Origin of the sequence: Bradyrhizobium sp. S3.12.5, from assembly GCF_040548225.1 — a bacterium.
GTDB lineage: Bacteria > Pseudomonadota > Alphaproteobacteria > Rhizobiales > Xanthobacteraceae > Bradyrhizobium > Bradyrhizobium cytisi.
Window position 1 is genome coordinate 268,098 of sequence record NZ_JBEPRF010000001.1, and the last position, 14,269, is coordinate 282,366.

The window sequence follows — 14,269 nt, forward strand, 5'->3', positions numbered from 1 at the left end:
TCAGGTTTCGTTGGCGAAAGGGATGCGCATCCCGGAATGCCGCGGGCTTACGGCCGCGCGGCATGGCGATCCTAGCGCATTTGGGTGGCACGAACCAACCACCTGTTCGTCATCCCGGACAAGCGCAGCGGAGCGAAGCGCAGATTCGGATCCATAACCACAGGGTTGTGTTTGGCGAAGACTCGGAGTTATCAGCTCGCGCCACAACCGCTCCATGTGGTTCTGGGTCCCGGATCTGCGCTTGCGCTTGTCCGGGACGACAGCGGTGGGTAGGGCGGCAGCTTGCCCGACGCGCGCCCTATCGCTTCGCATCGGCCGCGCGCAGCACGGCTTTGCAGGCCACCGGCATCTGGGCCAGCGTCATCGGCGGCTTCGGCTTCGGCGGCTCCGGCGGCGGTTTCGGGTGCAGCACGCCCTCGCTGAACCAATAGGCCAGATCGGAGGGCTTGCAGCCTTCGTCCTCGGATTGCGACGGCTGGCCCTGACATTCGCTCGCGCCCGCCGGGCAGCGCATGCGGATGTGGAAATGATAGTCGTGGCCCCACCACGGCCGGATCTTTGACAGCCAGGAACGATCGCCCTTGGCTTCGCGGCACAGTGCCTTCTTGATCGCGGGATTGACGAAGATGCGCTGCACCGCCGGCTCCTGCGCCGCATCGCGCAGCACCAGCACATGGCTCGGCGTGAACACCTTCGGGTCGATGTCGAGCCGGTCCTCGCGCACCATCATCACCGCCGACATCTCCTCGCGCTCCTCGCGCGAGAGCCGGTGGTCCGGCATCGGCGTCAGCCAGATGTCGGCATCTAACCCGATCTGATGGCTGGCATGGCCTGATAGCGCCGGCCCGCCGCGCGGCTGACCGATGTCGCCGACCAAAATGCCCGGCCAGCCCGCGTCCTTGTGCGCCCTGGCAGCCAGGCGCTTGATCAGCGCGATCATGTCGGGATGACCGTAATTGCGGTTACGCGACAGCCGCATCACCTGCCAATCGTCGCCGTTGAGCGGCATCTGCTGGGCGCCGCCGATGCAGCCCTTCACATAGGAGCCGATGACATGTGCCGCCCCGGTCGAGGGCAGCAGCTTGCGCGCGAACAGCTCCCTGGCGCCGATCTTGGGATCGTTCGGATTGGCGAGCGGCGGCAGCGGCTTCGGGTTCACGCTGCCCTTGTCCTGGGCTAGCGCTGAGCCGGCGGCCAGGAGCGTCATCATAAGCAGGAGAGGGGCGATGCGGCGGGGACTCATGCTGATCCTCTTATAGCCGAACGCCGCGTCTGGGTTAAGAATTAGGCTTTCGACGTGGCCGCCTAGCCTCGATTTTTAACGGCTCGATAACCGTATCTTGCATTGACCAATATTCGTGCGCGGAACGAGAGGCGCCTGGCTCCTGCATGCAAGCGGCCAGCGGTCCGGAACTGATTCAAGGAGATTGCGCGTTTTTGCATCTCCTCTCCCGCCGATCGCGACGCGGAAGCAGGCTCGACGCGCCCGTGGACGCCAGTCGCGCCTCGCAAACAGGCAAACCGGCCCGGCGCCCGGTCGGCACTGCCGTGACGGCGTCGGCCAGGATTACTTTCTTTTCATAGACTTGCCCCAAGACTTGCGTCCGCTGGGTGCGGCTAGGGCGTGTGAAGTTGAGTTTGGGGTCCAAGAAAACAGGAAAGCGAAAGTGCAACCTGCTTGCCCGGGGCGGCCGACGGCCGCGCAAGCCGCGATTCGCGCGCGCTCTGCATCCGCCCGTTGCACACGACGCACTCGTGCAGAGCCGTGCGGAAGCCGAAGCGGCCATCGCCGAGGCGCGCAAATCGCATGAGCGGCTGCGTCAGGCCGTCGACATGCTGCCGCAAGGCATCGTGATCCTCGATCCGGAAGGCCGCTACGTCCTCTGGAACAAGCAGTACGCGGAGATCTACAGCAAGACCGCTGATCTGTTTCAGGAAGGCGCGCGGCTCGAAGACACGCTGCGCATCGGCGTTGCCCGCGGCGACTATCCGGAAGCGGCCGGTCACGAGGACGAATGGATCGCGGAGCGGCTGAAGAAGCTCTACGAGCCCGGCAAGCGCCACGAGCAGACGTTGTCCGACGGCCGCGTCATCCTGATCGAGGAGCGCCGCACCGATGACGGCGGCGTGGTCGGCCTGCGCGTCGACATCACCGAATTGAAGCAGCGCGAGGCCTCGTTCCGCTTGCTGTTCGACGGCAATCCCGTCCCCATGATCGTCTGCGCGCTGGATGACGAGCGCATCCTCGGCGTCAACGACGCCGCGGTCGCGCATTACGGCTATAGCCGCGTCGAATTCGAGAAGCTGAAGATCCGCTCCCTGCAGGCTTTCGATCGCGAGCCGCCTTGGGCCACCGACCGGTCCAGCGAGGAGCAGGCCGCACGGACCTGGAAGCACGTCAAGGCCGACGGCGCGCTGATCGATCTTGCGATCTATTCCCGCGAACTAACCTATGACGAGCGGCCCGCGGTGCTGCTCGCGCTGATGGACATTACCGAACGCAAGCGCGCCGAGGCGCGGCTTGCCTTCATGGCCCAGCATGACGGGCTGACCGGCCTGCCCAACCGCAATCGCTTGCGCCAGACCATGGACGAGATGCTGCAGCATTCGCGGCGCAGCCCCGAGAAGGTCGCGGTGCTGATGCTCGGGCTCGACAATTTCAAGGCCGTCAACGACACGCTGGGTCACGCGGTCGGCGACAAGCTGTTGCGCGGCGTCGCCAAGCGCCTGCGCTCGACGCTGCGCGAAGAGGATGCACTGGCGCGGCTCAATTCCGACGAGTTCGCGATCGTGCAGGGCGGATTGGCCCGACCGGAAGATGCGGTGGGGTTGGCAAAACGCCTGCTGGAGGCCATCGCCGATCCCTATCTGCTCGACGGCCATTCCGTGGTGATCGGCGCCTCGATCGGCATTGCGACGGCGCCGGCCGACGGCGACGAGTCCGAAAAGCTGCTCAAGAGCGCCGACATGGCGCTGTCGCGCGCCAAATCCGATGCGCGCGGCACCTTCGCCTTCTTCGAGGCCGCGCTCGACGCGAAAGCGCAGAGCCGCCGCAAGATCGAGGTCGAGCTGCGCGACGCGATCCAGAACGACGTGCTGCGTCCCTATTACCAGCCGCTGGTCGACCTCTCGAGCGGCCGCATCACCGGCTTCGAGGCGCTGGTGCGCTGGCCGCATCCGGAGCGCGGCATGGTCTCGCCGGCCGAGTTCATTCCGGTCGCCGAGGAAACCGGTCTGATCAATCCGCTCGGCGGACTGATGCTGCGCCGCGCCTGCCTGGATGCTGCGACCTGGCCCGACGACGTCCGCGTTGCCGTCAACCTGTCGCCGCTCCAGTTCCGCAGCGGCAATCTGCTCTCGATGGTCACGGACGCGCTGAAACATTCCGGCCTGCCGTCGCGGCGGCTCGAGCTCGAGATCACCGAGACGCTGCTGCTGGAGAAGAGCGCGCAGGTGCTGGCGACATTGCATGCGCTGCGCGCACTCGGCGTCCGCATCTCGATGGACGATTTCGGCACCGGCTATTCCAGCCTCAGCTATCTCAGAAGCTTCCCGTTCGACAAGATCAAGATCGATCAGTCTTTCGTCCGCGATCTCGGCGCCAACCGCGAGGCGCAGGCGATCATCCGCTCCATCGTCAGCCTCGGCAAAGGTCTCGGCGTCATCATCACCGCCGAAGGCGTCGAGACCGAGGCCGAGCTGAGCTGCCTCCGCGCCGAAGGGTGCGACGAAGGCCAGGGCTATCTGTTCAGCAAGGCCCGCCCCAATATCGAGATCATCAGCCTGCTGCAAGCACAGCGCGGCATCGATGCCGCGGATGAGGACGCCGCGCTGGTGGCCTAGACCTTGCCGCTACGAAGCAGGTGCGCTCCCTCTCCCGCGTGTGGGAGAGGTGCACCGAGTTCGCGGCTCAACCTTCTTACGCCGCACGCAGCCCCGCCAGGAACGTATCCACGCTCTTCATCAGCGCGGTCGCATGCTGGCCGAGTTCTCCGGACGCAACCATGACGTTGCCAGCGAGCGCACGCGACTGGTCGGCGGCCTGGCTTGCGCCGGCGACGTTGGCCGAGACTTCGGTGGTGCCGGTGGAGGCCTGCTGCACGCTGCGGGCGATCTCGCGCGTCGCCGAGCCCTGCTCCTCGACGGCTGCGGCGATCGTCGTGGCGATGCCGCTGATCTCGCGGATGGTGTTGCTGATGTCGGAGATCGAGGTGACGCAATTGCCGGTGGCCGCCTGGATCGCGGAAACCTGGCTCGCAATCTCGTCGGTCGCCTTCGCAGTCTGGCTTGCCAGCTCCTTGACTTCCGACGCCACCACGGCAAAGCCGCGGCCGGCTTCGCCCGCGCGCGCCGCCTCGATCGTGGCATTGAGGGCCAGCAGATTGGTCTGGCTCGCGATCGCGCTGATCAGGCGCAGCACGTCGCCGATGCGCTCGGCGGAAGCAGCGAGGCTCGTGACCATCTCGGTCGTCTCGGCGGCCTTGACCACCGCGTTGCTCGCAACCTGGCTGGAATGGGTGACCTGGCGGCCGATCTCGGTGACGGAGGAGGCGAGCTCCTCGGTCGCAGCCGCGACCGCATTGACGCTGGTCGAAGCCTCCTCGGACGCCGCGGCGGCAGCGGTTGCGCGCTGTGACGTGCCGGTGACGCTGGAGGTGATCTCGCCGGCGACATGCTGCATGCCTTCGGTGGCCTCGGCGACGGCGGACACCACGCCCTTGACGTCGGCCTCGAACCGATCAGCCATCCGGCGCTGCAGCGCCTGCTTCTCGATCTCCGCCTTGGCCTTGTCGGCCTCCTGCGCCTCGCGCAGCGAGCCCGCTTCGAGCATGCTCTGCCGGAACAATTCGACCGCCTTGGCCATGGTGCCGAGCTCGTCCGCCCGCTCGCTGCCGGGAATCGTGACGCTGGTGTCGCCGCTCGACAGCCGGTTCATCACCGCCGTGATCGCGGTGAGCGGTCGCGACAATCCGCGCCCGAGCAGGAACGCCAGCAGGATAGCGGCGGCGAGGATCGCGACCGTGCCGAGGATCAGATTGCGTTCGGAGGCGGCGAAAGCGGCCTCGTATTCGCTCGTGTCCTTGATGATCTCAAGCACGCCGACCGGCTGGCCTGCGTAGTTACTGATCGACCCGGCATAGACCTCGGCCGGGTGGCCGTCGAGCTCGGCCTCGCGCAGCAGCGGCGGGCCGTTGATCACGGCTCTCAGCTCGTCCGGCTTGGCGACGGCGTTCTCGCCGAAGGTCGACGACAGCTTGTTCAGCGACGAACCGTCGACGGAATAGACCGCGAGGTCGATGCCAAACCGCTTCTTGGCGCGGTCGACGAATTCCTTGCCGAAGGCGGCGCCGACGTCGACATTGGCGAGGGTCTTGCCGTCGCGCACGATCGGCGTCATGCCGAAGATGCCGAGCGCCTCGCGGCCGGGCTCGACGCCGACGATCTGGCGGCCGGTCTTGAGCGCCTCAACCACGGTGGCGCGGCGCCCGGAGACATCGTCGCCGAAGGTCTTGGGCGCGTGAACGCGATAGAACGAGAGCGCCGGCGGCAGCTGGAAGGTGATCAGCGGGATGCCCTGCGCCTTCAGCGCCTTGTTGGCGTCGCCAAGCAGATTGGCGAGCGCGTCGCGGTCACCCTTGGCGATGGCGTCGCCGACCGGCGGCAGCGCCGCGATCACGGCGGAGACGGCGAGTGCCGAACGTCCCTCATAGTCGATCGCCGCGATCACGCTCTCATATTGCAGCTTGAGCTGCTGATCGAGCGCCAGCCGTGTCAGCGCCCGCTGCTGGGTGATCGAGAAACCGGAGAGGATGGCGCAGGCCACCGCAACGGTCAGCGCGATGGTGAGAATCAGGCGGGCCGCAATCGACTTGAGCATGAACATCGAAAATTCCCGGGCATTCCAAAAGATTGATTCTTGGTTTTGCCGAACGGTCTCAGAAATTGCTTAACAACAGGGCAGCATCGCCTCCGTGTTTCAACGGATTCGCTACCATCCTTTTGCATGACTCAATGCGGTAGGCGCATGGAGAGGCTGATCGTTTGTCGCAAGCAGGGACAAAGCGCCGCAGCTTCGCGCGGCGGCGACTAGCGGTTTTCGGCGAGGATCATCTTCCCGACATCCTCGTAATGCGTGTCGCGGGCCTGGATCTGCTGGGTGATCGCGTGCATGTCGCGAAAGCGTCGCTCGAACGGATTGCTGCGGAACACGGCGGTGGCGCCGGCCATGTGATAGGCGGTGTCGACCACTTTTGCCGATTGCTGGATGGTCCAGGTCGCGGCGAGGCGGACGGCGCTGCGCTGCGCCGGGCTGAACGCGTTGGTCGCAGAGAGGTCGCGCCACATCGCACTCGCCGTCGCATAGAGATAGGCGCGCGCGGCGCGCAAATCCGCCTCGGTGCGGCCGATCAGGCCCTGGACCGCCTGGTTGTCGCGCATGGCGCTGGCCGCCAATGACGGGTGCTTTGCGCGCGCCAGTGCGATCGCCGCGTCCAGCGTTGCGCGCGCGACGCCGAGCGAGACCGCGGCGAAGCCGAGGCTGAAGGTCGAGCCGGTCGGAAGCCGGTAGAGCGGGCCCGGCTCGCGCAAGGCTTCGGCCACGTCGCGGAACGCGGCAAAGCGATCGGGGATGAAGAGATCATGCACCTCGTAGGAATCGGTGCCGGTGCCGGCGAGCCCGATCGCCTGCCAGACGTCGTGCATCACGGCACTCGCGAGCGGGAACAGGATGGTGCGCATCTCCGGCGAGCTGTCGGCGTTCTTGCGCGGCGTGCCGTCGGCATTGACGATGCGGACATGCGCGCCAAGCCAGCTCGCCTGCCGCGAGCCCGAGGCAAAATCCCAGCGCGCGGTGACGCGGTAGCCGCCCTCGACCGCGCGCGCCTCGTGCGCCACCGCGCCCCAGGCGAGGATGCCGGGGCCGTGTTGAAGATCTCCTGCGCGGTGTCGTGGTCGAGGCTGGCTGCGATCATCGCGCAGACGCTGCATTGGCCGAGGCACCAGGCGGTGGACGCATCGGCCTTCGCGATCTCCTCCAGCATCTGCATGAAGATGTCGGGCGGCGCTTCCGACCCGCCCAGGCTCTGCGGCAGCAGCGCACGATAGAGCCCGTTCTCGATCAGCGCGTTGACAACATCAGGCGTCAGCCGCCGCGTTCGCTCGATCTGGTCGGCCTCGTCAGCAATCAGCGGCACGATGCTCAGCGCCCGCTCGACCAGGTTAAACCCCGGAGTTGCGTTCATGTCAGCGTTTCCTCGCCCATTCTTGCTGTGAGCGGTCGATCACGCGATGGTGGTCTATTTGGTGGGGACGATCAAGGCGGTGGGACGGAGCAGCATCGTTCCACTCGTGTCAGACTCGGCGATCACCTTGTCGCGCAAGCGGGATAAATGCTACATGCTGTAGCATATCTCCGTCCAAGAGGCACGTCATGAAGAAGCCTGCCCGTCGCGCCGGGGCTGCCGTCCGCGGTGCGGCGCCGCCCGAGCTGAGGCTCGAGCACACGCCCATGAGCGACATCATCGATGCCCTCGCCGGCGGGCAGGTCACCGCGACGGCGCTGACCGAGGCGTATCTCGCGCGGATCGCGGCCTGCGACCGCGCCGGGCCGGCGCTGAACGCCGTCCGCTCGCTCAATCCCGATGCGCTCGCGATCGCCGGCAAGCTCGACGGCACCAGGCCGTCGGCCAAGCGGGCGCTGGCCGGCGTGCCGATCCTGATGAAAGATAACATCGCGACCTCCGACAAGCAGCCAACCACGGCAGGCTCGCTGGCGCTGGAGGGCGCGCGCGCCAGGCGCGACGCCACCATCGTCAAGCTGCTGCGCAAGGCCGGCGCGGTGATCCTCGGCAAGGCGAACCTGACCGAATTCGCCAACATCCTCGCGATCGACATGCCTTCGGGCTATTCCTCGCTGGGCGGTCAGGTGAAGAACCCCTATGCGCCGGCGCTGATGGGCGATCACGACATCCCGCTGGTGTCGCCGGGCGGCTCGAGCGCGGGATCGGCGGTCGCCGTGGCGGCCGGCCTGTGCGCCGCCTCGATCGGCACCGAGACGTCGGGCTCGCTGCTGTACCCCGCCAGCATGAACGGGCTCGTCACCGTCAAGCCAACTGTCGGCCTGATCAGCCGCGCCGGCATCGTGCCGATCGCGCACAGCCAGGACACCGCAGGGCCGATGACACGCACGGTGCACGACGCAGCGATACTTTTGAATGTGCTGGCGGCTCAGGACCCGCTCGATCCCGCGACACAGCGGCAGAAGCGGCCGGCCGATTACACGGCGGGCCTCGCGCGCGATGCGATGAGGGGCGCGCGCATCGGCGTGCCGAGCGACCCGACCGACCCGCTGAACGATCGCTATTACGGCAAGCTGCAACCCGGATGGGCCAGGGTGATGACTGACGCGATCAAGGTGCTCGAGGATCTCGGCGCCGTCATCGTGCGCGCCAACATTCCGACGCGAGGCTGGCTCGGCGGGCCCGGCACCGGCATGGCCGTGCTCAACCGCAATCCGCTGAGCAGCAGCAAAGGCAATCCGACGGGCTCGCCGATCGTGTTCCTCTACGAGCTGAAGCACGGTCTCAATCTCTATCTGAAGGATTGGGCGACCAATACCGACATCAAGACCATGGCCGACATCATCGCCTTCAACGCGGCGCACGCGCAGACAGCGCTGCGCTTCGGCCAGGACCTCTTTCTCGCCGCCGACCTCACCAGAGGCGACTTAAGCGAGCGCGAGTACAAATCGGCGCGCGCGATGGACCTGCTCGCCGCCAGGACGCGCGGCATGGACGCCTACATGAACCAGCACAAGCTCGACGCGGTGCTGTTTCCCGGCAGCAGCGGCTGCGTGATCTCGGCGAAGGCGGGCTATCCCAGCATCATGGTGCCCGCGGGCTTCATCTCAGGGGCTGGCGACAAGGAGACGCCGGACTATCCGCTCGGCATCACCTTCGCAGGCCGTGCCTGGAGCGAGCACAAGCTTTTGCGCCTCGCCTACGCCTATGAGCAGGCCTCGAACATGCGCAAGCCGCCGCCCGGCCTGCCGGCGCTCTGAACCTCGGCGGCGCGCGCCGCGACCAACAACCGCAATCGTCACGAATGGCGCCCGCTTGAGGTCTCCCATGCCGATCGTCAGAATCCTCCTGCTTCTTCTCGCGCTCACTTCGGCCGCGCTTACTTGGCCCGCGCTCGCGCAGGATGGCGCACGCGATCTGGCCGCTGCGCGCGATGCCGCGAAGGCCTTCAAGGTCTATGTCGATGGCGTCGCGAAGAAGGGCGAGCGGCCCGATCTGACCCGGCCGGAGGTCGCGACGCTGCTCGGCCATATTTTCGATCTCGACGCCCTCGCGGCGCTGCCGCCGGCGCAAGCCAGCGATATGGGCTGGCTGATGGACTGGACTAACGCCGCCAACGCGACCCATAAGCTGTTCATTCTTTATGGCGCGAAGCCGGGTCTGGAGCCTGATCTTGCGGCGCTCCAGCGCAACATGACCGAGTATGGCGACCAGTACGCGGTGGCGATGAGCTTCATGATCCGCGGCATGGCGCGCGAGGCGGTGGCGGGCCAATTGTTCTGGGCGGAGCTCGCGCCGGAGCAGCGCACCCGCATCCGCGAGGAGGGGTTTACCGGCTTCCGCAAGAACAGCGCCGTCTACATCCTGACCACCGTCTGTGCCGCGATCCAGGGCGCCGGCAAGCCCGCCAACGCGCGCCTGGTGGCGGCTGCGCTGCGCGACACGCGCGATGTCTGGGCGAGCTTTCTGCTGCCGCAGGATCGGGCCCGCGTGATCGCAGAGCTCGCCGACCTTCCGAAATGGGCGCCCGACGAGATGGCGCGCGCCGACCTCGCCACCTTCACGGCCGCGCTTCAGGCGGCGAATTGATCCCGCATCAGAGCTCCGTTCCTGCTTTCGCGTCCGGGCTACCCTGTCCCAGCCGCGGCTCCGTCCCCGCCAGCAGCCGTTGAATGTTGGCGCGATGGCGGATGATCACGTAGAGGCGCGCCTGCGATCACCAGCAGCCGATACGGCAGAGGGTGTTCGAAACCGCAGACGAGAGCGATGGCCGTCAGCGCCGCGAGCATCGAGCTCAGTGAAACGATCCGCGCCAACGCCAGCACGACGCCAAACACGGCCGCCGCACCCAGTCCCACCGGCCAGGACATCGCCAGCAGCACGCCGAGCCCGGTCGCTGCCGACTTGCCGCCCGTAAAATTCAGCCAGATCGAGCGGCCATGGCCCAGCAGCGCGGCAATTCCGGCGAGGCACGCCGCCCACGGCACCCAGGTTTGCAGATCGGACGCCGTCGGCGGCGTCGGAGACAATTCGGTGGTGAGCCAGGGACAGAACCAGCGGGCAACGAGGATGGCCGCCACGCCCTTCAGCACATCGGCGATCAGCACCACCAGCGCAGGCCATTTGCCGAGGGTCCGCAGCACATTGGTGGCGCCGGTGGATCTGGAGCCGTGCTCGCGAATGTCGATCCCCCTCAACAGTTTTCCTGCCAGATAGCCTGAGGGGATCGAGCCGACGAGATAGGCGATCACCAATCCAAGTGCACCTGCAATCCAGAAAGCCATCGTCTTGTTTCCAACGGGTTTGTGGCCAGTGTCTCGTAAGCGCTGTTTTATCGCCGGCTTTGCCTCACCGCCATGCGTCTGCCTACAATGAAGGCTCTTTCACAACCTGCCACGCCGCAAAACGGTCACACACCGAACGGCATCCTTGGGTTGCTCGTCGTGGGCAATGGTGGGGGAGAGCCTGAGATGCGGAGATGGATTGCCGTCGTTGCAGCCGTGTGTGCCTTCGCCTTGAGTCCCGTCAGCGCACAACCTTCATCCGGGTGCGGCACTCCGCAGGACATCCACGACGGATGGGCGATGACCTCGCCGGAGCAACAGGGGCTGAACGCGGCGCTGCTCTGCGCGATGGATGACGGTATCAGCGGCGGCAAGCTCGCCAATGTCGACGACATCGTCGTCATCAGGCATGGCGTGCTCGTCTACGAGCGCTATTTTGCGTATCCTCATCAGCTCAATTTCGACGCGACCTCGCGGCACCGGGGTAATTCGATGACCAAGAGCGTTGTGTCGCTGCTGGTCGGCATCGCCATGGAGCGCGGCCTGATCAAGGACGTAGACGTTCCGGCCTTTTTTTATCTTCCAGAGAATGCCGATCTCCGTATGCTTGACAAGGATCCCATAACCCTGCGCCATCTCCTGACGATGTCGGCGGGATTGGGCTCCGACAGGGCTCCCGGTGTCACCTTCCGGTACAGCGACAGCGAAACAGAGCTTGTTGGCGCCATCCTGGAAAAGGTCACCGGGAAAACCGTCGATGTCCTGGCTCAGGAAGAACTCTTCGCACCGCTCGGCATCAACGACGTCGAATGGCATAAATCGCCGTTCAGCGGCGTTGCGATGTCGAGCGCGGGGCTGAGTCTACGCCCCCGCGACTGGGCGAAAATCGGCCAGCTCGTTCTCAACCGTGGCTCTTGGGAAGGCCGGCAGCTCGTTCCGGCGTCCTGGGTGGATCAATCGACGGCGGAGCAGATCACGACCGAGGAGCCGCAATCCTACGGCTATCAGTGGTGGCTTGGTCGATCACTGGAGGGGGATCGCGAAGTTCAATGGATCGCCGCGCAGGGCTTCAATTCCCAGAAAACCATCATCATCCCCGCGCTCGACATGGTCGTCGTCTTCAACGCGTCCCGGCAATCCAAGAACATGGTTGCGCCCGAGCTCGACCTGCTGGATCGCTACATCGTGCCCGCCGCTTCAAGGGATTGATCGAGGTGTCGGCGGCGACCCGCTTTTCGAGCGAGCAATGCCTTACTGCGCTTCATGCGAAAGTAAGAGGGCGGTCGGTTCTAATCCATCCAGGACTCCGCCCCGGCATCCGATTTTTTTCGTATTGACGGCCCGGCCATGTCGGCAACGGCCGGTCTCGACCGTCCTTGGGTGGACACATCCCGGACGTGCTGGACATGGACCCCGCACACGGGAAGTGATGTCGTCACCTCGAGCCGTCAAAATCGAACTGGAGCAATGCCCATGAGGATCACCGTCGAAACCAGCGTCGCCGCCCCGATCGATCTGGTCTGGCGTGCCTATACGACGCCTGCCGACATCGTGAAGTGGAACGCCGCGTCGGACGACTGGCACACGACCAGGGCGACGGTCGACCTGCGCGAAGGCGGCGTGTTCTCGTCCCGCATGGAGGCCAAGGACGGCAGCATGGGTTTTGACTTCGCCGGCACCTACACGACGATCGTCGAGCACAAGCTGATCGAATATGCGTTCGGCGATCGCAAGGCCGAGGTCGAGTTCGTGCCCGGCCCGAAGGGCGTCGTCGTCCGCGTCGTGTTCGATGGCGAAGAGACGCACTCGGTCGAGCAGCAGCAAGGCGGCTGGCAGGCGATCCTCGACAGTTTTGCGCGATACGTCGAGGCGAAGCAGAAGACGTCGTAAGGGTGCGTAAGCCAGGGGATGGAGGCGGGGCCGGATGCAAGTGTTGGCGCAACGGTTCCCCTCCTGCCATCGACCGAGACGGATGGCGCGCGGTCGCGACAGGCGTCAGTGCGCTCGCTCGCGCCGAGCCTTTCATGGTGGCTGAGATCTCGCAAGAAACGGCTAACCATTGCGACGGCTGCAGAGGGGAGGGCATGGAAAGGCCAATCAACCAATGATAGCATGCCGTCTCTGAGGCCAACCAAGGGGACTGTCGTGCCTGGAATGACCAAGCCTCGCTCTTGGTTTCTGCCCGTTGTCGTGTGGATCGCTCTTGTCGGAGTTCTTCTCGCCTGGTTTACGCTCACACCACGCGGTGGTGCGCCGTACTGGTTGGTGAGTCTGATTGTGTCCTGGTCGCCCTTCCTGGCGCTGGTGGGCGTTTGGTTGTGGTTTTCGCGCAGGAATGGGCGCGCGTCATCCGGGGCGAGTTGGGTCGATCTCTTCGAGCAGCAGGTCGCCGAAACCCAACGCACGAACACATTGTTGGAGAGGATCGCGGCGGCCCTTGAAAAGCCGTCTGCCGGTTAGCTCGCACATCGGTGCATCGCGGGGAGAAGTGGATGCGCTCTTGGATTTCCGCGCATGTCTGGCTGGTCGCCCTGGTATTCGCAGCGGTGGCTTTCGTCAGCCGGCCGGCGGCAGCCGACGATCGACAGGAGTGTTTGAACGGATCGAAGGAAACCGCTGCCGCGACCATCGCTGCCTGTACACGCGCGATTGAAAGCGGAGACTACGATGACCGCGACCTGTCCATCCTGTATCATCAGCGCGGCGACTTCTGGTCATGGACAAGCCTTGCCGATTGCGTCGACCGCGCCCTCAAGGACTACACCGACGCGATCCGGCTTGAACCAGAAGCTGTGAGCTCACTGCTCAACCGCTCGCATATCTACAACCAACGGCATGACTACGACCGGGCGATAGCGGACGTTAACCGGGCGTTCGAAGGCGGCCTGTCGGACTATGGAAAGCGGGTCGGATACGACGAGCGCGGCTACGCCTATCAAGCCAAGGGTGACATCGACCGTGCCATCGCGGACTATACCGACAGCATCCAGCTCAATGCCAACAGCTATTTCGCCCTCTCAGCCCGCGGCAGCGCCTACCATGCCAAAGGCGATCTCGATCGCGCCATCGCTGACCTCGATCAGGTGATCGCGCTTTATCCGAAATATGCGCCCCCCTATTACAACCGCTGCCTCGTATACAGGGAAAAGGGTGACTTCGATCGCGCCATCGCCGACTGTAGTCAGGCGATCGCGCTCTATCCGCAATACAGGGACGCCTACTACTACCGTGGCGACGCTTATCAAGCCAAAGGTGACGTCGACCGCGCCATCGCCGACTACGATCAGATCATCTCGCTTGATCCGAATGATAGCGACGCCCATAGCAGTCGCGCCACTGCGTACCTTTCCAGGGGCGATTTCCGCCGTGCCTTCGCGGACCTTGGCCCGGGACAACTGCTGTTATGGCTCGCCACCATTGTCTTGCTGGCCGTGATTGGCTGGCTTTGCAGCCGAACAGGCGTGTATGCGCGCCGATGGTCCGGGCGGACAATGATCGAGGTTTGCGAACAGCAGATTGCCGACATGCAGCACAGGAACGCCGCCCTGGAGAGAATCGCGGCGGCTCTGGAGAAGCATTCGTCGGGTTAGCTCGTAGGATGGGCAGAGCGAAGCGAAACCCATCAAACTTCATTCCCGCTGTACGCTCGTCAGCGCGATGGGTTTCGCAAGAGCTCAACAATCCCAC

General features: G+C 65.2%; 9 protein-coding genes and 2 pseudogenes. 7 read left to right on the forward strand and 4 right to left on the reverse strand.

The window, feature by feature from the left end; all coding sequences use genetic code 11:
• Positions 1 to 298: 298 nt before the first annotated feature.
• Positions 299 to 1,243 (reverse strand): penicillin-insensitive murein endopeptidase, encoded by a 945-nt coding sequence (gene mepA / locus ABIC09_RS01265; protein WP_354086048.1) that lies wholly within the window; start codon positions 1,241 to 1,243, stop codon positions 299 to 301.
• A gap of 431 nt (positions 1,244 to 1,674) precedes the next feature.
• On the opposite strand from mepA, the gene ABIC09_RS01270 reads away from it, so the two are divergent.
• On the forward strand, positions 1,675 to 3,843 hold the full coding sequence (locus ABIC09_RS01270) for a putative bifunctional diguanylate cyclase/phosphodiesterase (protein WP_354108258.1): 2,169 nt from the start codon (positions 1,675 to 1,677) through the stop codon (positions 3,841 to 3,843).
• A gap of 76 nt (positions 3,844 to 3,919) precedes the next feature.
• On the opposite strand, the gene ABIC09_RS01275 is transcribed toward ABIC09_RS01270, so the two are convergent.
• Positions 3,920 to 5,884 (reverse strand): methyl-accepting chemotaxis protein, encoded by a 1,965-nt coding sequence (locus ABIC09_RS01275; protein ID WP_354108163.1) that lies wholly within the window; start codon positions 5,882 to 5,884, stop codon positions 3,920 to 3,922.
• A gap of 203 nt (positions 5,885 to 6,087) precedes the next feature.
• A pseudogene (locus ABIC09_RS01280) lies at positions 6,088 to 7,241 on the reverse strand (acyl-CoA dehydrogenase family protein).
• Positions 7,242 to 7,429: 188 nt separating this feature from the next.
• Here ABIC09_RS01280 and ABIC09_RS01285 point away from each other — a divergent pair.
• A complete protein-coding gene (locus ABIC09_RS01285) occupies positions 7,430 to 9,058 on the forward strand; it encodes an amidase family protein (RefSeq protein ID WP_354108164.1) in 1,629 nt (542 codons plus the stop codon).
• A gap of 67 nt (positions 9,059 to 9,125) precedes the next feature.
• On the forward strand, positions 9,126 to 9,887 hold the full coding sequence (locus ABIC09_RS01290; RefSeq protein ID WP_354108165.1) for a hypothetical protein: 762 nt from the start codon (positions 9,126 to 9,128) through the stop codon (positions 9,885 to 9,887).
• A gap of 7 nt (positions 9,888 to 9,894) precedes the next feature.
• On the opposite strand, the pseudogene plsY reads toward ABIC09_RS01290, so the two are convergent.
• A pseudogene (gene plsY / locus ABIC09_RS01295) lies at positions 9,895 to 10,582 on the reverse strand (glycerol-3-phosphate 1-O-acyltransferase PlsY).
• An 87-nt stretch (positions 10,583 to 10,669) separates the two neighbouring features.
• Here plsY and ABIC09_RS01300 point away from each other — a divergent pair.
• From ABIC09_RS01300 to ABIC09_RS01315, 4 genes are all read left to right on the forward strand, one after another.
• A complete protein-coding gene (locus tag ABIC09_RS01300; protein ID WP_354108166.1) occupies positions 10,670 to 11,791 on the forward strand; it encodes a serine hydrolase domain-containing protein in 1,122 nt (373 codons plus the stop codon).
• A 264-nt stretch (positions 11,792 to 12,055) separates the two neighbouring features.
• Positions 12,056 to 12,472, forward strand: a complete 417-nt coding sequence (locus ABIC09_RS01305) for an SRPBCC family protein (RefSeq protein ID WP_354108167.1) — start codon at positions 12,056 to 12,058, stop codon at positions 12,470 to 12,472.
• A 264-nt stretch (positions 12,473 to 12,736) separates the two neighbouring features.
• Entirely contained in the window at positions 12,737 to 13,042 is a 306-nt protein-coding gene (locus tag ABIC09_RS01310) for a hypothetical protein (RefSeq protein ID WP_354108168.1), read from the forward strand.
• 32 nt (positions 13,043 to 13,074) lie between these two features.
• Positions 13,075 to 14,172: a tetratricopeptide repeat protein gene (locus ABIC09_RS01315; protein ID WP_354036332.1), complete on the forward strand. Its 1,098-nt coding sequence runs from the start codon at positions 13,075 to 13,077 to the stop codon at positions 14,170 to 14,172.
• Positions 14,173 to 14,269: the final 97 nt, after the last annotated feature.

What these genes read in the sequence shown, in the direction of transcription:
- ABIC09_RS01275 (WP_354108163.1), bottom strand. Translation starts at nt 5,884, where the DNA reads ATGTTCATGCTCAAGTCGATTGCGGCCCGCCTGATTCTCACCATCGCG.
- ABIC09_RS01290 (WP_354108165.1), top strand. Translation starts at nt 9,126, where the DNA reads ATGCCGATCGTCAGAATCCTCCTGCTTCTTCTCGCGCTCACTTCGGCC.
- mepA (WP_354086048.1), bottom strand. Translation starts at nt 1,243, where the DNA reads ATGAGTCCCCGCCGCATCGCCCCTCTCCTGCTTATGATGACGCTCCTG.
- ABIC09_RS01285 (WP_354108164.1), top strand. Translation starts at nt 7,430, where the DNA reads ATGAAGAAGCCTGCCCGTCGCGCCGGGGCTGCCGTCCGCGGTGCGGCG.
- ABIC09_RS01315 (WP_354036332.1), top strand. Translation starts at nt 13,075, where the DNA reads ATGCGCTCTTGGATTTCCGCGCATGTCTGGCTGGTCGCCCTGGTATTC.
- ABIC09_RS01310 (WP_354108168.1), top strand. Translation starts at nt 12,737, where the DNA reads ATGACCAAGCCTCGCTCTTGGTTTCTGCCCGTTGTCGTGTGGATCGCT.
- ABIC09_RS01300 (WP_354108166.1), top strand. Translation starts at nt 10,670, where the DNA reads ATGAAGGCTCTTTCACAACCTGCCACGCCGCAAAACGGTCACACACCG.
- ABIC09_RS01305 (WP_354108167.1), top strand. Translation starts at nt 12,056, where the DNA reads ATGAGGATCACCGTCGAAACCAGCGTCGCCGCCCCGATCGATCTGGTC.